Here is an 18,125-nt window from a genome sequence, read left to right as displayed (position 1 = left end):
CGTAATATAGTAGTTTACCAACTATGAAAGCCACTGTCACAAGAAAACAGTAGGCTTTTATTTTGTTATTTAACAAGATTAAAACATGAATTGCCATTTCCCCTCAGTAACATTTTTAAATTGACATAGCACTTCATGCACCATATACTGTTAACAACAGTATACTGTCATTAACAGTATATATTCCAATTCATTCTAGGAGGTATATTCATGAAGCATACAGGAAGACATACAGGTGCATTTCTTTTGTTATTTTTAGCAGAAGGTGATAACTATGGCGGGCAACTACTTCAGAAATGTGAAGAAGAACTTCCGGTCAATCCAATCGATAGTGCCATCCTTTACCGCACGCTGAAGAAATTAGAAAACGAAGGTGCTATTGAATCTTATGTAAGTACATCCGTTCCAGATAAGCCGAGAAAGATGTACAAAATTACTACAGCCGGAAAAGAACAATTAGCAGATTTTCAAATAGATATTGAGGAAAAAATGAAAAACTTAACCTTTTTCTTAAACAAATATAAAGACTTACAGGAATCTAATCATGATTAATGGTGCTATCCTTTACACTTTAGCCATTATTCTTACGGGGATTTCTTTTATGAAGGATCGGAATAAAACGAAATTTGCCCTATTAAAATCATGGAAAATATTTCGAAACCTCCTCCCTGCCATGCTCTCCATTATGCTTTTCGTCGGACTATCACTTTCTATCTTAACGCCGTCCTTCATCTCTTCCATCATTGGAGAACGGTCTGGATTGTTAGGTATTATTTATTCAGCAATACTCGGCTCCGTTGCACTCATTCCAAGCTTTGTCGTGTTTCCTCTTGGTAATACGTTAGTACAGCACGGCGCAGGTCTTCCTCAAGTTGCGGCACTCATGTCTACACTAATGTCAGTAGGAATTACAACCTTGCCGATGGAACAAAAGATATTCGGACGAAGCTTTGCTTACGCTCGTAATGCATCTGCATTACTCATGTCACTCCTATTCTCATATATCATTTGGGTGGTGATGGTATGAAGGAACTAAAAAGATATCGCTTCTTTTTCATTTTGCTGATTGGACTTATCATTCTAACTTTTATAAACCAATCTTTAGGATGGAGCGCATTACAATTAACGGGGAATAGCATTTTAGATATGTTGTTTCTACTCCCCCCTGTCCTAATATTTGTAGGGTTACTTGATCAGTGGGTGAAGAAAGAAACACTAATGAAATACATGGGAGAAAAGTCCGGCATATATGGAATATTATTCTCTCTATTATTAGGCGGAATTGCAGCTGGTCCCCTCTATGTTGCCTTTCCGATTGCAGCACTACTATTAAAAAAAGGTGCCAGCATTAGGTACATCGTATTTTTCTTAGGTGTTTGGACAACTGCGAAATTACCAATTATGGTGTATGAATTTTCTTCATTCGGAGCTACCTTTACGCTCATTCACATTTGCTTCGGTCTGTTGTTCTTCTACGTAATGGGCATCGTTTTTGAGAAGTTTTATAATCAACGGCAATTGTTGCAGTATGATATTACGAAAGAAATGTAAAAAGACATCTTTATCTTGTAAAGATGTCTTTTTAATATGAACCTTAATTTTCGTTCTGTAAAACCCTCGCTGCCTTTACTTCCTTTTTCTCTTCTTTTAAGAACAACGATACGATAAAAGCAATAACGATAAAGATTAAACCTAGTGTAAATGCACCCTGGAATCCCGATGTTAAACCGTTTAACTTCTCTACTGGATCCATTGGATTTGCTGAGCTTTCCATATACTTAGTTGTTCCTGAAGACATTTTCGAAATAAAGATAGCTGTACCAATTGCGCCAGCTACTTGCTGTAACGTATTAAACAGTGCTGTTCCGTGCGGATATAAATCTGGTGTTAATTGATTTAATCCATATGTTTGTGCTGTCATTACAAACATGAGCCCGACCATTAATACGCTATGCATGACAATAATTTGTACCATTGATGTATCAGGAGTAATGCCTTTAAATAAGAACATTGCAATACCTACTAACACAATACCGGGAACGATAATAACTTTCGGACTAAATTTATCAAATAGTTTACCTGCGATTGGTCCCATTATGGCGCTAATAATACTTCCCGGAAGCATGATAATTCCTGATTTAAAAGCTGTAACGATTAAAACTGTTTGCAGGAACATCGGTAATAAAGTCATCGTTGAAAATAACGACATCATCACAATGACGATCAATCCAACTGATATTGTAAACATCGGAACTTTAAATGCTCTTAATTCTAAAATTGGATTCTCAATTTTTAATTGTCGCACGACAAAAATACATAATGAGATAAGCCCAACAATTAAAGTGCCATACACTTTCGCATCGGACCATCCTAAATCACCTGATGCACTAAAGCTATACACAAACCCGCCAAATCCTAATGTCGATAAAAGGATAGATGGATAATCTACTTTTGGCCTTGTTAACTCTGAAACATTTTGAATGTACTTCATCCCAATCATAATGGAAATGATCACGATAGGAATAACAATATAGAATAACCATCGCCAATTTAATGAATCCACAATTACTCCAGATAATGTAGGGCCAATTGCTGGAGCGGACATCATCACAAGTGCGATTAATCCCATTGTGGCACCACGTTTTTCTGGCGGACAAATAAGTAAAATCGTATTCATTAATAACGGTGAAATTAACCCCGTCGCTACAGCTTGGACGATACGGCCAACTAATAAAATAGAAAATGTCGGTGCAAATCCCGCAATTAATGTACCGACTAAAAACGTTACCATAGCGATCAAAAACATTTGTCTCGTTGTGAGCCATTGCTGAAGTAACGCTGTAATCGGGACTAAAACACCAACCACTAACATGTATGCTGTAGAAAGCCATTGAATCGTTGAAGCTGTTACGTCGAATTCTTTCATTAATACAGTTAACGCATTACCAAGTAATGTTTCGTTTAATAATGCAACCATTGCCCCTAAAAGTAATGCAATTAAAATCGGGGTATGTTTCATATTAGAAGTATCAACTTTGCCACTTGCAGGGCTCTTAGTTGTTATATTCATTTGCAAATTCTCCTCCTGTTTCTTACTTAAAAAGCTTTAAATACAACGGAACACATGTAATATAATATACATATGTAGATTAAAAAGGGAGAATCAATTTTCAGCCATTGTATATTTAATCTACAAAAAAGGAGAATTGTAGATGAATGATAATGAAAAACAACTTGATTTACGTATTAGACGTACACATAAATTACTATGGGATTCCTTATTTGAATTAATGACGCAATCAAAACAGAAATATAGTACCATCACGATTAACCAAATTTGTGATCGTGCAATGGTACACCGAACAACTTTTTATAAACACTTTGAAGATAAAGATGCTTTATTAGCATTTGGATTTAAACGCTACAGCAAGATGATTGCTGAAATACCGGTTTCAGATCGATTAAGTAAACCATTTCAAGTGATGGAACAATTTCTACACCATGAAGAAATCGGTAAAATATTAGAGACACAAATGTCTGATGAACAATTTATTAGCCGGACACAGTATTTAAGTCACGAAACAAGAAAACAAGAAATAGAAGCGTTAAATCAACTGTGTAAAAATCATACGATGCCAAATGATTTAACCATTGAATTTTATTCAGGGGCAATCACCTCATTAAGTGCGTGGTGGTTTAAAAATGAAAGAAGCGTTTCTGCTGCTGAAATGGACCAATATCTTCACCAACTTATTAACCGGGATATTTTTCAGTTTGAAAAGGAATAACTTCACCATCAAAAAAACGCCTATATGAAATAGGCGTTTTTTACATACTATTACTTCCCAATCTTCTTCAAATCCGAGCTTTCTATAATTGAACGAGAATATCCATCTTTCCCAACTCGCACCATAGCTCTTCCCAACTGTTCTGAAGTAATTATGCTTCCGAGTCTCTTCAATTTTATATTTATGTATAGTCTTTATTAGGATGGACCATAACCGATAAGATGAGCAATTATAACCGCTATTAAACCGATTGAGTATTCAATTAGAATCAAAGGGAGAATCCACCTTGCCCACTTTGTCCATGAAATTCCTGCAATTGCCAACCCAGCCATTAGCGTACCACCTGTCGGAAAAATAATATTTCCAATACCATCGGCGAATGAAAAGGATAATACTGCTGTTTGGCGTGTAATGTCCAATAAATCTGCAAGTGGCGCCATGATAGGCATTGTCAACATCGCATGACCACTACCTGATGCTAAAATAAAATGAATAGCTACTTGGAAGTTGTACATTCCAACAACACTTAAAAAAGGAGACACATGTTTCATTTCTTCCGATACTTGATAAAGTAGTGGGTCTATAATATGCCCTTGATTCAATACAACCAAAATGGCGCGTGATACACCAATGATTAAAGCTCCACCGATTAAAGATGCCGATCCTTGTGTAAAAGATTCTACAGTATCATCAAGAGATATCTTGCCAAGGATTGCAATTATTATAGTTAAAATAATAAATAAGGCTGCAATTTCTGTTATATACCACTCGTACTTAATAACACCGAATACAAGAATAATATAATTGATTAAAAAGGCCGTTAATATCCATTTATGCCTTTTCGTTAACTCTACTTTCGCTGTTAAGACACTATCCGGCTTATTTGTATCGAATTTTCCGTAAATTCCACTTGAAGGATCCCTCTTTACTTTCATAGCATGACGATAGACGAATGTAACAGCAATTACATATATGACTACGAATAAAACTAGGCGGAACCCCATCCCCGAATACATAGGAAGACCCGCTATCCCTTGCGCAAGCCCGACTGTAAACGGATTCATAATTGCAGTTGTAAATCCGACGGACGCTCCCACTAGTACCATCGCGGTTCCTGTTATCGTATCAAATCCAACCGCAAGAGCTAGCGGAATAAATAGAGGTACATACACTAAAGCTTCCTCAGCCATCCCCATTAATGACCCGCCAAGTGCAAAGAACAGCATTATAATAGGGACCATTAACTTTTCACGGTTAGCAAGTTTTTTTGCCATCGTTGAAACAAGAGCCTCAACCGTACCTGATGCCTTTAATACACCAAAAAAACCTCCGATAATAAGAATAAAAAAGATAATATTAGCAGCTTCTACCATCCCTGTAGGAATAGATTTTACCGTATCAAAGAATCCAAGTGGCGCTGATGCAATCCATTTGAATGAATTTGGATCTACTGTTGTATACCCATTTTTTTCAATATGTGCATATTCTCCAGCTGGCAATATATGTGTAATAACAGCTGCAATAACTAACAAGACAAGTAACATTGCAAATACGTTTATTTTCCATTCTTTTTTTTCCTTTTTTTCTTCTGGCTCGAATGAAACTGCTTTTTCTGACACTTGATTCATATACCAATCCCCTTTTCAATAAAGTAAAACTTTAATCAGTAGGGGTTTTGTTCATCCCCTACTGATTATTAGCCCACACCAATCAGGCGTTTACGGGCAGCCGGCAGTCTGGTTGCCCCACTACCATGGCGTACCAAGCTATCCATCAATTCTTTTACTTATAACACTCTAGGATTTAACCACCTTTTTACTAATTTCATTTACAAATTGGTTAAATAAAAGCTGCTGTAGAGCATCCCTTTCCGACATCATTTCTGGATGCCATTGGACCGCTGCTACATAACGATGAGCTTTGGATTCAATGGCCTCTATCACACCATCAAAGGACCATGCGATCGCCTCAAAATCTTTCCCCAGCGTTTTCACTGCTTGATGATGAAAAGAATTAACCATTAAGGATTTTTGGCCAATAGCCTCATAAATTTTTCCCTCTTCAAGAAGATCTACGGAATGAGAGCCTTGCCATTTACGAAACTGTTCCCGAACATGGAAATATTCTGGCCCCATCTCGTGCTCTAAGTCTTGATAAAGAGACCCACCAGCTGCAACATTTAACACCTGTAATCCTCGGCAAATTCCTAGAATAGGAATATCTTTTTCTAAAGCCTGTCTTGCCAGATTTAATTCAAAATTATCTCGTTCTTCCTCTACAGTGCCTATATACGATTTTGGAATATCACCGTAATAAATTGGATTGATGTCCGCACCACCAGCCAATAACAACCCATCTAATTGATTAAGTGTGGACTCAATTTGATCAGCTTCCTCAATTGGAAGTAGAACAACCGTTGCACCTGCTCGTTGAAGTGAACGGATGTAGTCATAAGAAAAGATAGCCATATCTTGACCTGGTAGCCCTCGTAAGCCCTCCTTCCCTATTTCACTATGATCAATATAATACCCAGTAACACCAATTAGTGGTTTCATTTTCTCTCACCTCATAATTTAAATGGTTTCGTTGTCTTTCTCTGTTGAAATTGTATACTCTTAACCTCCCTTTTCTAGCAAGTGGTAAAGAATTAAATATATAAATTACTACTCTACTCATTTCATTATTTCTTTACACACCATTGATATAAGCAAATATCGTGCCAACATTAAAATTAAAATAATTATTTACACATCTTTAAATATTTTGTCACTTTATCGGTGTTTGCTATGTTGAAATGTATTATAATTGGTTATTAATTGGTTACATAACAACCAATTAATAACCAACTTTAGACCAATTACATTCAACTAAAGAGGTGTTCTATGAACAAATTTGAAAACAACCACATTGTATTGATCACCGTTTTAAAAGAAACACGAAAAGCCCTACATCAACAACTAACGGAGATGGTAGGTGACCTCATAGATATCGAAAGTTTTTCTGTAGAAGAAACTATTCCAAAAGTATTTCATTCTACATTAATTGTGTTACCTAATAAATTTACTATAGATACGGTTAAAGACTTTATTGGGGAAAACTGCGAAGTAATAATAGCAAAACGAACATTAAATTATGAAAACGTGGACCAGCTTTTATTTTTACCAGAAGGAACACAAGCTCTATATGTGAATGATAATCATGAAACAGTATACGAATCAATTGAAACTATGCGTCAATTGGGGCTGAACCACATTGAATATTTCCCATACTATCCTGGAAAAACGAATATACAAATGATCAAGCTTGCAATCACACCTGGTGAACTTGAAATTATCCCTAACTTTGTAGAAAAAGTGATTAATATTGGTCATAGGTTAATAGATATTACTACAATCATGTCCATTCTAGATCGATTTCATTTAATGGAGGAATCAGGTAACCACGTTTCTGAGAGATACTATCGAAAAATAGTAGATTTAACAAAGAATCTAGCTAAAGCTCATCGACAGCTTCATCAAGTAATTGATGGTGTTGGTGATGGAATACTAGCTATCGATTATACAGGAAGAATTGTTGTCTTTAATGAATTCTTGGAAAACATGCTGAAAATAAAAAGCAAAAATGCTATTGGTCATCCTATTGATGCCATTATTGATAATATTGATTTAGTGAACTTCATCCTTTCAAATAAGCAACAAGAAAGCGGTATATTTGTTGTAAACGGCTTGGATGTAATAGTGGAACGCCTCCATATAAATGATCAATCGATTATTGTTACTTTTAGAAATGCCCTTAAGACCATCGGGTTTGAACGTAAATTGAGAAAAGAATTTGTCAAAAAAGGATATGTAGCAAAATACAACTTTCATAATATCGTTGGGATTAGTTCTACTATCCAAGACACGAAACAAATTGCCAAAAGGTTAGCTAAGACTGATCTAACTGTATTAATTGAGGGTGAAAGTGGTACCGGAAAAGAGTTGTTTGCAAGTGCTATTCATAATGCTTCCCAGCGAAATAGCGGCCCTTTTCTTGCCGTTAACTTCAGTGCTTTATCGGATGATTTAGTCGAGAGTGAATTATTCGGTTATGAAGACGGAGCGTTTACAGGAGCAAAAAAGGGCGGGAAAATGGGATTATTTGAACAAGCAAATGGTGGCACTATTTTTTTAGATGAGATTGGAGATATTAGCCTTAAACTTCAAGCACGACTACTTCGAGTATTGCAGGAAAAAGAGATTATGCGTGTTGGCGGAAGCCAAATTATCCCGATAGACGTCCGGATTATTGCAGCAACCAATAAGGATTTACTGAAAATGATTCAAGAAAATGTGTTTAGAGAGGACTTATACCATAGGCTTAAGGTACTCTTTATACACCTTCCCGAATTAAGGGCTCGTCGAAATGACATTGAATTATTGGCTAAACATTTTGTTGCGCTATCGGACCCTAAAGTCAAAATTGAACAAGAATTAATTGAAGAACTTCACGGATATCCATGGTATGGAAATGTAAGAGAACTTAAAAATACCATAGATTATATGCTTGCTGTCCGTACCGGAAACCAAATAACAAAAAATGATTTGCCTAATCAACATTATTTTCAAAAACCTCCACATAGAAAAACAGATAGCGACCCGGTCAAGAACATACCACCCTTTTATTCAAGTTCAACCGCTCTTGATAAAGAATCACTTTTCATCCTTAACCTCATCATGAATTATGAAGAAAACGGAAGGGCAATCGGAAGAAGGATTATTTCTGAAAAGAGCCAAGAAGTCGAAATGAAATTATCTGAGGCACAGGTTAGACACCGGTTGAACTTCCTGAAAATTAAAGGGTATTTGCAAATAAAAAGAGGTAGGGCAGGAATTAATCTAACAAGAAAGGGTTTGGAGATCCTAACCACAAACTTAGAACGTAACCTTTGATTCCTTATCATCGGTGTAGTACAATTCAAAGTTTTTTTTGCTGGTAATGGAGCATACTTTTCCCCTATCAAGATGCCACATTTTAGATTTTACCATTCCAATGTGCCATTGATTGGTGGACTCGTTAAACCTTTCAGTTCATGCTAATTATTAGCCAAGCTTCTCTGAGAGATTAGTAGTTTACGTCATAAGATCCAATCTTGAACTAGCTCCAAGGTTGGTAGAGGTACTTTACGAAACGAAATTTTTAAATGGAAAAAGGCTATTTTATAAAGTGAAACTTTAATCAGTGGGAGGTTTTGTTCCTCCCCCACTGATTATTAGTTGAACCAATCGGGCTTTTACGGGCAGTTGATCCCCCACCTAACTTCTTTGCTTTCGCTGAATTTTGAGGTAGGGATCTTACTGCCGGCAAATAGCGGGATAAACCGATTGAACCGGATTATAAAATAGCCTCTTTATTATGAAGAGAAAAAAGCGTCGATAAATTTTCGTTCCAAATATTCAGAATTAATATTAAAATGGAAAATGGGGATAGGGGTATGGAATCATAAATTATACATAACGAGGGACTAGAAATGAAAATACAATTAAAAGCTGATTTAATGCTACTACTAGTTACATTTTTTTGGGGTGCATCCATCCTACTTACAAAGCTTGGACTTGATGGCATAGAAGAATATAATTTAATCGCATTACGATTTATTATTGCCTTTCTTTTATCAGGTTTAATATTTTACAAACACTTATTCAAAGTCGATTTTAAAACTGTAAAATATGCTTTTATACTAGCTTCCGTTTTATTTATCGTTTACATTTTCGCGACATTCGGTACAAAGTATACAAGTGTGTCTAATGCTGGTTTCTTACTATGTCTCACAGTCATTTTCATTCCGATATTATCAGCTATATTTTTAAAACACATTCCTGAAAAGAAAGTTATATTAGGAATTTTGTTAACGATAATAGGAATTGTCTTATTAACATTAACTAGTGAATTCAAAATCGGTAACGGCGATATATTTTGCATACTGTCTGCTTTATTTTATGCCATTCACGTCATCATTACTGGAAACGTAACAAAACATGTGAACTCGATTGCGCTCGGGGTCATACAACTCGGTTTCGTCGGCCTATTTAGTCTTATTTTTTCATTAGTGATGGAAACCCCAAAATTGCCTAGCACGATCAACTCATGGCTAATCATATTAGCCTTAAGCATATTTTGCACCGCAGTCGCTTTCATCGTGCAAGTTATCGCCCAGCAATACACGACGCCTACACATACAGGACTTATCTTTTCATTAGAACCTGTCTTTTCGGCAGGCTTTGCTTTTGTTTTCACAGGTGAAACGCTCACAGGAAAAGGGTATTTAGGGGCGACGCTTATATTAGTAAGTGTGTTGATTGCTGAGGTGGATTTTAAGAGTTTGTTGAGGCCTAATTATAAGAAGAATATAGAGTAAACATTTCACTATGATCAATAAACATACCCCAGAAAAATATGAGTTTATATCATTCTCTTCACTTAGATTTTCTTTTAAATGAGACTTTTTTAGATGCTATCTTCGAATAAGGTAGCATCTAAAAAATGTTAAAAGAAATTTGCCCCTAGTATCTTCTTATATTTTATGTAGCCTTCATATTTGACCTTTTCTACGTTCTTTGAAGTGAAGATGTTCAAAATTACTTACTGAATATAGTCATACAGATTTTTCGCTAACAATAAACAAGTTACTGTAATGAAAAGAGCACGAACATACCCGCTTCCTTTTTTTATAGCAAATTTGGAGCCAACAATCCCTCCAGCAATTTGAGCAATTCCCATTATGAAACCATACGCATAGTTTACTTGTCCTACATACATAAACATCAACAATGCACCAACATTACTTCCTAAATTAAGAAGCTTCGCATTACCTGCTGCTTTTAAAAAATCATACCCAATAAATAAAAGAGAAAACATTAAAAATGAACCTGTACCAGGGCCTAAAAACCCATCATAAAAACCAATAATAAAAATAAAAAAAGTAAAAATAATGAAGTGTCGACCGGACAATTTTTTATGAGTGGAAATACTCCCCCAATCCTTTTTGAATATCGTATAAATAGCAACCGCACCAAGCATGATCAGCATCAATGGCTTCAGTACTTCTGGGTTCATTAAATGAACGGTCCATGCCCCTATTATGGAACCTATGAAAGTGAGTGGAAATAATTTAAACGCCGATTTCAAATCAAGATTACCAGAACGATAAAACACAATATTACTAGTTGCACACCCCATTGTCGACGCTAGTTTATTCGTAGCTACTGCACTTGCTGGATTCAGTCCTGTAAATAATAAAGCGGGTAAGGCAATGAGTCCTCCACCACCTACAACTGAATCAATAAATGCAGCTAAAAATCCAAAAGCAATCAAAATAATTAATACTGATGGGTCTAAATAAAAATCCATACTATTAACCTCCCCTTTAGTCACTATCCGAATAGTAACTAATAATTTGCTAAATGTAAACAGTTATTGTAACGTTGAAATATAAAAGCAAACATCGGAGGACGAAAAAAGTGGACTACATAGTGCAACAGCTTAAAAAAATTGGTTTTAATGAATATGAAGCTAAATCTTATGTATCTCTTGTTAAACAGGGGCCTGTCACAGCCTACCAAGTGAGTAAGGATTCGGGTATCCCAAGAGCGCGAATTTATGAGATTTTGGGTAACCTTGTAGAAAAAGGAATTGTCATGAAGGAAGAAATAAATGACACCACTCGCTATTCACCTCTACCTGTTGAAATCTTTTTACAAAAGGCGCAATCAGAATGGCAGTCTACTTATGAAGTAATCAGTGATTCATTAAAAAAACTAGAAACTTCCGAGGAAAAAACGGATAATCGAGTGATTACTTTAAAAGACAATAAAACAATACTTAGCTACTGTCAGGCATTAATAAAAAAAGCCCAAAAACGTATTGTCATTTCAATGTGGGATGAGATGTATGAAGCGTTAAAAGAGGAACTATCTGAGGTAGCTGATAAAGTTACAGTACAAGGTATTACCCTGCATGTTGAAAATCCCATTAAAAATCTAGAAGCCCATCGTATAACACCTTATACAGAAACCCTGTCTACAGAACATTGGTTTATTTTATCGATAGATTCTAAAGAGATGATTTATGGACCATCACTTGAGGAGCGTAATATTGCTTTTTATACAGATGATCCTGTTCATATATACCTATTAGAGGATTATGTATGGCATGATGTTTTAGTGAATCGACTTGTACAACGTAGCCAAGATGATTTGGAGCAATGGATTACTACAGAGAGAAAATCCTTCTTTATGGAAAAATAAGAAATATATTCAAGATAAAATCAAAAAATTTCCGTATTAAACCTAACAACTTCTCCGTACAAAAATAGCCGACTATTATATAGTAAATAGTCGGCTATTTTTATATAAATTTATACAGACGCTGCCATTAACCCAGCGATTAATGAGATAAACGCTTCTCCCACTCTTTCACCTTCTCAATTGTTACATCTAATTTCTTAGCCACTTCCTCTATACTCATTCCCTTAAAGAGCATTCCAGCTGCCGAAAGTGCTTTATCTATTTCTTCTTGCTTCTCTTGCTCATATAAACGACCTACTTTTGTCAACCGTAACCACTCCTTTACCTTTTTATATGCCTTCTTCTATTTTATCATCCAATCTCCACAAACCGCCCAAACTCCTTCAAAAATCTCAGCTTAAAACTACCCACAGGCCCATTCCGATGCTTCGCCACATGGATCTCCGTCATCTCTTTCTGCATCGTTTCCTTATCATAATAATCTTCACGATATATAAGCATAATGACATCCGCATCTTGCTCAATTTGTCCCGTCTCTCTTAAATCAGATAAAAGCGGACGCTTATCTTGCCGTGACTCTACGGAACGAGACAATTGCGACAATGCTACTATACAAACATTTAAATCACGCGCTAATAACTTAAGCTTACGTGAAATTTCACTAATCTCTTGAAATCGATTACCCTTATGCTTCGGATCGCCCGTAATAAGCTGCAAATAATCTACAATAACTAACAGCTTTTTATCCCCGTGCTTCCTCTTTAACTTACGAGTCTGCATCCAAATATCCTGCATCGTAACACCGGCTTTATCATAAATCTCAAGAGGCAACTCACCAATCTCCGCGAACGCCTTACTCACCTTTTCCCAGTCCTCTATCGTAAAACGATGCTTCGGATTTTTCAGCCTACCTCCTGACACTTCGCCCGCGCAAGACGCCATCCTTTTTAACAGTTGCTTACTACTCATCTCTAACGAAAACAATCCAACTGCCGCTCCAGACTTCGCCGCATGCAGTGCAATATTTAACGCAAACGCCGTTTTCCCCATAGAAGGACGCGCTCCAAGAACGACAAAATCACCTTCCTGCAATCCGCACGTCATCTTATTTAACGATGTATAACCAGTCTCAATACCAGTATTCTCTTTCGTATCTTGATGAAGCTCCTCATACAAACCAACTAACGCATCCTTCAAATCAAACTCACATACACAGTCCTTTTCCTCTAACTCACAAAGCTCCGTAATCGTCTCACCAATAATTTTCTCATTCTTCTCCGCAATAAGACGCTCTCCCATCTTGCGCCCGAGAACGCCAGCCTGATACATTTTCCATGCACCTCGAACAAGCCCCTCATAATAGGAGAAGTTGGCAGTTGTAGGCACACCCTCTATTAATGCTATAAAATACTCCATTCCCCCGATATTCTCCAAAAAATTCGGATTCATCCGAGAAACGAGCGTCACAAGATCAATTGGTTGCCCTTCATCTTCAATTTTTCGCATTAACCGAAATATAGACTTATGCACCGGCATAGAAAAATAATGCTCCGTCAAACGGCACTCCTTAATAAGCTCTCCATCAATTAAAAGAGAACCTAACACCGTCTTTTCTGCCTCCACATTTTGAATACTCATGGACGCCACCCACGTTCAGTTAAGAATCGCTGCAACTCTTCCTCTGACAGCGCATTCTTCTCCCACTCCTCGCACCTCGTCAAAAACTCCTCCGTCTCCCCGCTACTAACAGACGACTCTTTCTTCCTAAACTGAGCCGTATCTGCCTCAACCTCAGACACTTTCGTAAATCCTTTCCCGTGCCATCCCCTCAAAATCCCCTTCACATAAGCAACCGTCCGCTTATTATTCTCACACGCAATTTGAAGAGCCTTCAGCACAAGCTCCTCTGATAAATCAACCATCCACGCACTCAGTTCCTCTACCGTAAACGGAGACAAACTACCGAAATTTTGTTCATAAAAAGAAAACACGCGACTTCCCGTCTCTTCCTCTATAACCTCTTCTTCCGCCTCTTCACAAACCGGATCTGGATCCACATCCACATCAACAGCCAAATCACTCGGCATACCGAAATGTGCTAAAAGCATCGGAACATTCAGCTCCTCCTCTACGCACTTCTGAAGAAACATATGTACAAACTCCTTATTTTTCACACCCTTCAGCTCACGAAGCACACACTTCTCCACATTCGTATTCGTCACAGGATTATAACGAAGCCAATTTAAAATAAATAACTCCCTCGTCTCCGCATCATACAGAATCTTTCCATAATCGATGAAGCGCTGTACAAGCTTATCTACAGTCTCCCTGTTATAACCAGTCTCCATCTCAGCTAACCGCTTCGGAAACGGAAAAATCCCGCACTGCGTCGTCTTCGAACAAGTTAACAAATAAACATAAAAATACCGCTCTTCCGGCGTCAAATCCAAAACAAAATCATCCTGCCAAAAATTCACCTGCACATTACGATACACCGCCATCCCAATTCCTCCCATTCTCATTCAAAAATGAAAAATTCTTCTTTGTACTATATATAGGAAGGAGGAGTGGGTTTTTGGCGTGTTATTTCAAATTTTTTTTGACTACTACTACGGTGTTTGTTGGTGTTTTTGTTTTGTTGTGTTTTTTCTTAGTGATTTATTACTTGGTAGGGGCTTTGTAGGGGTATGGGAGGGGCTATCTATCACATATAAATTATAATTTCACAAAATAAAAGAGCCTCTAAATAATATTAGAGGCTCTTTCTAAGAGATTGGATTTCCTGAGACTATAGAAGTATTAGTAAAACATAACTATTTATTTCCCTACAATAATATACACTTATCTAAACTTAAATTATCTTTTATTTAGTCAAACTCAATATTAAATATCTTTTTATACTTATTTCCACTATCTCAATCCATTTAAACGAATAGTTAAGCTTACCTCTCTTCAATAGTACCTCCTTTTTATTCAATCTCTTATAGCCTTGTCTGTATCATTTTCGTTCATATAAGGGTAATTACTTTTAGGGATTAGAATACGAAAGCACGTATTCTAGACCCCTAAAATTTTCAATTTTTTCTTTTATAACAATTCGTTATAAAAAGTTCAGATGCCGTATTTTGAGTAATTATCAATTCTAACACCTGATTACTACTGTTTACTACCATACTGATAGTTCCAAGCTCTTCATCTACATCTTTTTGAAGACGCTCTCCTAACATTTTCCTATCAAGACCATACCGATTTACTCGATAAAAGATATCTAAAAGCTCACATCTTTCTTGAATAGAAAGCTCAATGTCAGCAAGATCATGCAATACTTTCACTCCAAAAGATAAATTTGAATACTCCACAATAGTAACAAATTTCATTATGTATCCCCCTATATGCACTTTTCAATGATCTACAAAAACAAGGTATTTCTAAATAAATTCTAGCACTTCTGTTAAGAAGTGTGAATACACTTTTCGCAAAAGTAAAATCACTGTTTATTTCTTGGTACAATTTGAATTTCCAAATCTAATATATTTAAGATCTTTAAAAGCGTATCGATATTATAGTTTTCACCAGCAGTAATTCGAGCAATTTGAGGATAACTCATTCCCTCAATTTTATCTGCTGCCTTTCGTAAAGATAATTTTTTATCTTTTAACCCCTGACGTACCTCCTCAGATATAACTTGTTTAGGAGTTGTTATATGATGATATTCATCTGGAATCTTAATGAACTCAGAGATACTGTGCTTCTTATTATCCATAGCTAAATTCACCTCCAGTTATGGTTATCGTATATAATAACATCCAATTAAAATCATAGTCAAACAACCCTATTCAATTACCATTACCAGAATAATACATCCCCAAAATTAACCACATTATATTCCACTAAATAAAATTTTTTATTGACTCCCTATATTCTATTCCATATAATTATCGTTACCATATACGCTAACAATAATTATATAACAGGGATACTTTCCCCTCTCATTTCTTTCAAAACTTACATTAAAAATTCAATAGGAGGCAATTACATGAAATATAAACATATATCTAGCGCGATTCATGTCTTGCAAGAACTCTTCCATAACACTGAACATAAAAATCATTTTCTAGCTATGAAGACGCTAGAAATGTATATTGATTTGAACTTATTCCAAGACGCAAAGCTTGTGGCTGAAGAAATAGAAAGACAAACAGCCTTTGGGCTCTTAGCGCCATTAGCATTGTACGATATGATTACTGCTGAGAAAATCGAACAGCACTTACGTGGTCTATAATTTATTTCGCAAACTTCACTACATAAAGGAGCGTTTAAAATGAGCAATCAAATATTCAAAATGACAGTTGATGGAGAAACAATTGAATGGGAGGAAAAATCACATGCACAAATCTTCCGTAACTTTTGGCAATATTTCATGGAAAAAGATCTACAAAAAACAATTAGAACCGTTGAACTTGTAGGCATCCGAACATCTAATCTTCCATTCTTTGAATCTATAAATGGAAGTAAAAAGAAAAATATCTTTGTTACAGCTGACTATTATGTTTACACACATTTAACACCAGCTGCCATGCAAAAAGTATATACAAAATTCATTTCTGCCTGGGAACAGCAAAATGATTTAACACTTAACAATGAGCTTGAAAAAATACTTGTGCTTAATCAGTCACAGAAAGAAGAAAATCTCCAAATATTCAAAATGACAGTTGACGGGGAAACAATCACATGGGAAGAAAAATCACATGCACAAATCTTCCGTAACTTTTGGCAATATTTCATGGAAAAAGATTTACAAAAAACGATTACAACCATTGAACTTGTAGGCATACGAACATCTAATCTTCCATTCTTTGAATCTATAAATGGAAGTAAAAAGAAAAATATCCTTGTTACAACCGACTATTACATTTACACGCATTTAACACCTGCGGCCATGCAAAAAGTATATACAAAATTCATTTCTGGATGGGAAAAACAAAATGATGAACCCCTTAACAAAGAGTTTGAAAATACGCTTGATCAACCACAGGAAGAAAAAAAACCAAAACTAAAAAACATCTATAAAAAAAGTCTCGCAATGGATTTAGTGCGAGCTGGTCACGACCTTCATCATACAATGCGTAACCGTTCCAATCCCAAATATCAAATATATGTGCTGGTGGAAACACCTGAAATGATAAGAGATTTGCTTGCCCTAGTTGAACGTGATGAAAGATTGTATCAGGAGGGACAAAAAAAATGAAAGACCGTACGAAAACGATATTGTTGTTCTTGTCGGTAATAATAATGATGGTAATGTTCGCCATGAACGTGTGGGACGATTTGTTTCATAAAAACGATGAAACTATAAGACATGAACAGGAGCGTGAAGCTCGACGGCTACAACGAGAAGAATGGATAAAAAATATGAAGTAAAGGGTACATATACTACATGTATCCTTCATGATATTTCCATTATTTCATTTTTGTAGATTCACGCCAATCTTTAAAATCCTTTTTTATTTAAGCACTACTCCCCAGCATTTAACACCTCTAAAACTTCCCTAAACAACACCGAACCCCTACCAACAACCAACTCCAAAGCAACCTCTTTAACTACCCCATCTCTCCCCACCATAACAACCTCATTCTCATAATCAACCCAAATCTGAACATCCTGCACATAATAACTCTTAATAGAAGATGCTTCATCTAAATTGAGATGATCCGGCTCAACCTTAACCTGTTTCGTAAAACGGCGCAGCGTTTTCCAAAGAATTCGCTCTTCTTTGCATTTCATGAAGAGTTCCGGGAGTTCTTTTACTTCTTTTAATAACGACATAGTTGTTATTGTGTATGTTTGAATGCCATATCCTACTGGATGGATGAGATGGTCTAATTTTTTCCATGGCTCTAGTTCGAAATGTACGTATTCATCGGCTTGTTGCATTTGAATGTGCTTGATTTTGGCTAAGAATTGAATTCCGCCTTTTTCACCTTTAAATTCAACATATTTTAAAAATACAAAAACCACCCCAAACAAATATACTGTCCAAGGTGGTTCTCT

18 protein-coding genes and 1 pseudogene are annotated in these 18,125 nt (G+C 36.2%); 9 read left to right on the top strand and 10 right to left on the bottom strand.

The features are described from left to right. Positions 1-210: 210 nt before the first annotated feature. From NSS97_RS05035 to NSS97_RS05025, 3 genes are read left to right on the top strand one after another with little or no spacing between them, the layout of a single operon-like run. Positions 211-552 carry a helix-turn-helix transcriptional regulator gene (locus tag NSS97_RS05035; RefSeq protein WP_107888116.1) on the top strand — a complete coding sequence of 114 codons (342 nt, stop codon included), beginning with the start codon at positions 211-213 and terminating at the stop codon, positions 550-552. Further along, positions 545-1,027 carry a hypothetical protein gene (locus tag NSS97_RS05030; protein WP_107888117.1) on the top strand — a complete coding sequence of 161 codons (483 nt, stop codon included), beginning with the start codon at positions 545-547 and terminating at the stop codon, positions 1,025-1,027. Before NSS97_RS05035 ends, NSS97_RS05030 begins: the two co-directional genes overlap by 8 nt. Continuing rightward, positions 1,024-1,551, top strand: coding sequence for a permease (locus NSS97_RS05025; RefSeq protein WP_044440288.1), 528 nt, complete (start codon positions 1,024-1,026; stop codon positions 1,549-1,551). The genes NSS97_RS05030 and NSS97_RS05025 overlap by 4 nt, the downstream gene beginning before the upstream one ends. A 43-nt stretch (positions 1,552-1,594) precedes the next feature. Here the strand turns inward: NSS97_RS05025 and NSS97_RS05020 are convergent, their stop codons facing one another. After that, positions 1,595-3,070, bottom strand: coding sequence for an MDR family MFS transporter (locus NSS97_RS05020; protein ID WP_341111808.1), 1,476 nt, complete (start codon positions 3,068-3,070; stop codon positions 1,595-1,597). A gap of 142 nt (positions 3,071-3,212) precedes the next feature. Between NSS97_RS05020 and NSS97_RS05015 the strand changes: the two genes are divergently transcribed. After that, positions 3,213-3,788, top strand: coding sequence for a TetR/AcrR family transcriptional regulator (locus NSS97_RS05015; protein WP_341111806.1), 576 nt, complete (start codon positions 3,213-3,215; stop codon positions 3,786-3,788). Between the two features lie 197 nt (positions 3,789-3,985). Here NSS97_RS05015 and NSS97_RS05010 read toward each other — a convergent pair whose 3' ends face one another. Together NSS97_RS05010 and NSS97_RS05005 are read right to left on the bottom strand one after the other, a co-directional pair. Then, on the bottom strand, positions 3,986-5,416 hold the full coding sequence (locus NSS97_RS05010) for a YfcC family protein (protein WP_341111804.1): 1,431 nt from the start codon (positions 5,414-5,416) through the stop codon (positions 3,986-3,988). A 168-nt stretch (positions 5,417-5,584) separates the two neighbouring features. Continuing rightward, the gene (locus NSS97_RS05005) at positions 5,585-6,343 is read right to left on the bottom strand and encodes a gamma-glutamyl-gamma-aminobutyrate hydrolase family protein (RefSeq protein ID WP_107888122.1); all 759 of its coding nucleotides are present in this window, start codon (positions 6,341-6,343) and stop codon (positions 5,585-5,587) included. Between the two features lie 327 nt (positions 6,344-6,670). Here NSS97_RS05005 and NSS97_RS05000 point away from each other — a divergent pair, with 327 nt between their 5' ends. After that, positions 6,671-8,719, top strand: coding sequence for a sigma 54-interacting transcriptional regulator (locus tag NSS97_RS05000; RefSeq protein ID WP_341111801.1), 2,049 nt, complete (start codon positions 6,671-6,673; stop codon positions 8,717-8,719). A gap of 578 nt (positions 8,720-9,297) precedes the next feature. Next, complete coding sequence (locus NSS97_RS04995; protein WP_341111799.1) at positions 9,298-10,185, top strand: DMT family transporter; 888 nt, start codon at positions 9,298-9,300, stop codon at positions 10,183-10,185. 224 nt (positions 10,186-10,409) lie between these two features. Here NSS97_RS04995 and NSS97_RS04990 read toward each other — a convergent pair whose 3' ends face one another. Then, complete coding sequence (locus NSS97_RS04990) at positions 10,410-11,177, bottom strand: TSUP family transporter (protein WP_341111797.1); 768 nt, start codon at positions 11,175-11,177, stop codon at positions 10,410-10,412. A 110-nt stretch (positions 11,178-11,287) separates the two neighbouring features. On the opposite strand from NSS97_RS04990, the gene NSS97_RS04985 reads away from it, so the two are divergent. Continuing rightward, the gene (locus NSS97_RS04985; protein WP_060750927.1) at positions 11,288-12,073 is read left to right on the top strand and encodes a TrmB family transcriptional regulator; all 786 of its coding nucleotides are present in this window, start codon (positions 11,288-11,290) and stop codon (positions 12,071-12,073) included. 139 nt (positions 12,074-12,212) lie between these two features. Here NSS97_RS04985 and NSS97_RS04980 read toward each other — a convergent pair whose 3' ends face one another. From NSS97_RS04980 to NSS97_RS04960, 5 genes are all read right to left on the bottom strand, one after another. Continuing rightward, positions 12,213-12,380 carry a hypothetical protein gene (locus NSS97_RS04980; protein WP_000169779.1) on the bottom strand — a complete coding sequence of 56 codons (168 nt, stop codon included), beginning with the start codon at positions 12,378-12,380 and terminating at the stop codon, positions 12,213-12,215. A gap of 44 nt (positions 12,381-12,424) precedes the next feature. Beyond that, positions 12,425-13,711 carry a replicative DNA helicase gene (gene dnaB / locus NSS97_RS04975; RefSeq protein WP_341111795.1) on the bottom strand — a complete coding sequence of 429 codons (1,287 nt, stop codon included), beginning with the start codon at positions 13,709-13,711 and terminating at the stop codon, positions 12,425-12,427. Then, on the bottom strand, positions 13,708-14,574 hold the full coding sequence (locus NSS97_RS04970; protein WP_341111794.1) for a DnaD domain-containing protein: 867 nt from the start codon (positions 14,572-14,574) through the stop codon (positions 13,708-13,710). Before NSS97_RS04970 ends, dnaB begins: the two co-directional genes overlap by 4 nt. A 573-nt stretch (positions 14,575-15,147) precedes the next feature. After that, complete coding sequence (locus NSS97_RS04965; RefSeq protein ID WP_341111791.1) at positions 15,148-15,450, bottom strand: hypothetical protein; 303 nt, start codon at positions 15,448-15,450, stop codon at positions 15,148-15,150. A 110-nt stretch (positions 15,451-15,560) separates the two neighbouring features. Further along, a complete protein-coding gene (locus tag NSS97_RS04960; protein ID WP_002166247.1) occupies positions 15,561-15,836 on the bottom strand; it encodes a helix-turn-helix domain-containing protein in 276 nt (91 codons plus the stop codon). Positions 15,837-16,109: 273 nt separating this feature from the next. Between NSS97_RS04960 and NSS97_RS04955 the strand changes: the two genes are divergently transcribed. Together NSS97_RS04955 and NSS97_RS04950 are read left to right on the top strand one after the other, a co-directional pair. Further along, positions 16,110-16,355, top strand: coding sequence for a hypothetical protein (locus NSS97_RS04955; protein ID WP_341111788.1), 246 nt, complete (start codon positions 16,110-16,112; stop codon positions 16,353-16,355). 60 nt (positions 16,356-16,415) lie between these two features. After that, positions 16,416-17,321 (top strand): hypothetical protein, encoded by a 906-nt coding sequence (locus tag NSS97_RS04950; RefSeq protein ID WP_341114689.1) that lies wholly within the window; start codon positions 16,416-16,418, stop codon positions 17,319-17,321. A 267-nt stretch (positions 17,322-17,588) separates the two neighbouring features. Here NSS97_RS04950 and NSS97_RS04945 read toward each other — a convergent pair. After that, a pseudogene (locus NSS97_RS04945) lies at positions 17,589-18,065 on the bottom strand (restriction endonuclease-like protein); the annotation flags it as partial. Positions 18,066-18,125: the final 60 nt, after the last annotated feature.

Source organism: Bacillus sp. FSL R12-0074, assembly GCF_038005725.1.
GTDB lineage: Bacteria > Bacillota > Bacilli > Bacillales > Bacillaceae_G > Bacillus_A > Bacillus_A mycoides.
This window is presented reverse-complemented; position numbering and strand designations above follow the sequence as displayed.

Excerpts from the sequence above, each read along its gene's own strand:
- NSS97_RS05035 (WP_107888116.1), top strand. The coding sequence starts at position 211 with ATGAAGCATACAGGAAGACATACAGGTGCATTTCTTTTGTTATTTTTA.
- NSS97_RS05015 (WP_341111806.1), top strand. The coding sequence starts at position 3,213 with ATGAATGATAATGAAAAACAACTTGATTTACGTATTAGACGTACACAT.
- NSS97_RS04970 (WP_341111794.1), bottom strand. The coding sequence starts at position 14,574 with ATGGCGGTGTATCGTAATGTGCAGGTGAATTTTTGGCAGGATGATTTT.
- NSS97_RS04995 (WP_341111799.1), top strand. The coding sequence starts at position 9,298 with ATGAAAATACAATTAAAAGCTGATTTAATGCTACTACTAGTTACATTT.
- NSS97_RS04950 (WP_341114689.1), top strand. The coding sequence starts at position 16,416 with ATGACAGTTGATGGAGAAACAATTGAATGGGAGGAAAAATCACATGCA.
- NSS97_RS04955 (WP_341111788.1), top strand. The coding sequence starts at position 16,110 with ATGAAATATAAACATATATCTAGCGCGATTCATGTCTTGCAAGAACTC.
- NSS97_RS05000 (WP_341111801.1), top strand. The coding sequence starts at position 6,671 with ATGAACAAATTTGAAAACAACCACATTGTATTGATCACCGTTTTAAAA.
- NSS97_RS04990 (WP_341111797.1), bottom strand. The coding sequence starts at position 11,177 with ATGGATTTTTATTTAGACCCATCAGTATTAATTATTTTGATTGCTTTT.
- NSS97_RS04965 (WP_341111791.1), bottom strand. The coding sequence starts at position 15,450 with ATGAAATTTGTTACTATTGTGGAGTATTCAAATTTATCTTTTGGAGTG.
- dnaB (WP_341111795.1), bottom strand. The coding sequence starts at position 13,711 with ATGAGTATTCAAAATGTGGAGGCAGAAAAGACGGTGTTAGGTTCTCTT.
- NSS97_RS05020 (WP_341111808.1), bottom strand. The coding sequence starts at position 3,070 with ATGAATATAACAACTAAGAGCCCTGCAAGTGGCAAAGTTGATACTTCT.
- NSS97_RS04960 (WP_002166247.1), bottom strand. The coding sequence starts at position 15,836 with ATGGATAATAAGAAGCACAGTATCTCTGAGTTCATTAAGATTCCAGAT.
- NSS97_RS05025 (WP_044440288.1), top strand. The coding sequence starts at position 1,024 with ATGAAGGAACTAAAAAGATATCGCTTCTTTTTCATTTTGCTGATTGGA.
- NSS97_RS05005 (WP_107888122.1), bottom strand. The coding sequence starts at position 6,343 with ATGAAACCACTAATTGGTGTTACTGGGTATTATATTGATCATAGTGAA.
- NSS97_RS05030 (WP_107888117.1), top strand. The coding sequence starts at position 545 with ATGATTAATGGTGCTATCCTTTACACTTTAGCCATTATTCTTACGGGG.
- NSS97_RS05010 (WP_341111804.1), bottom strand. The coding sequence starts at position 5,416 with ATGAATCAAGTGTCAGAAAAAGCAGTTTCATTCGAGCCAGAAGAAAAA.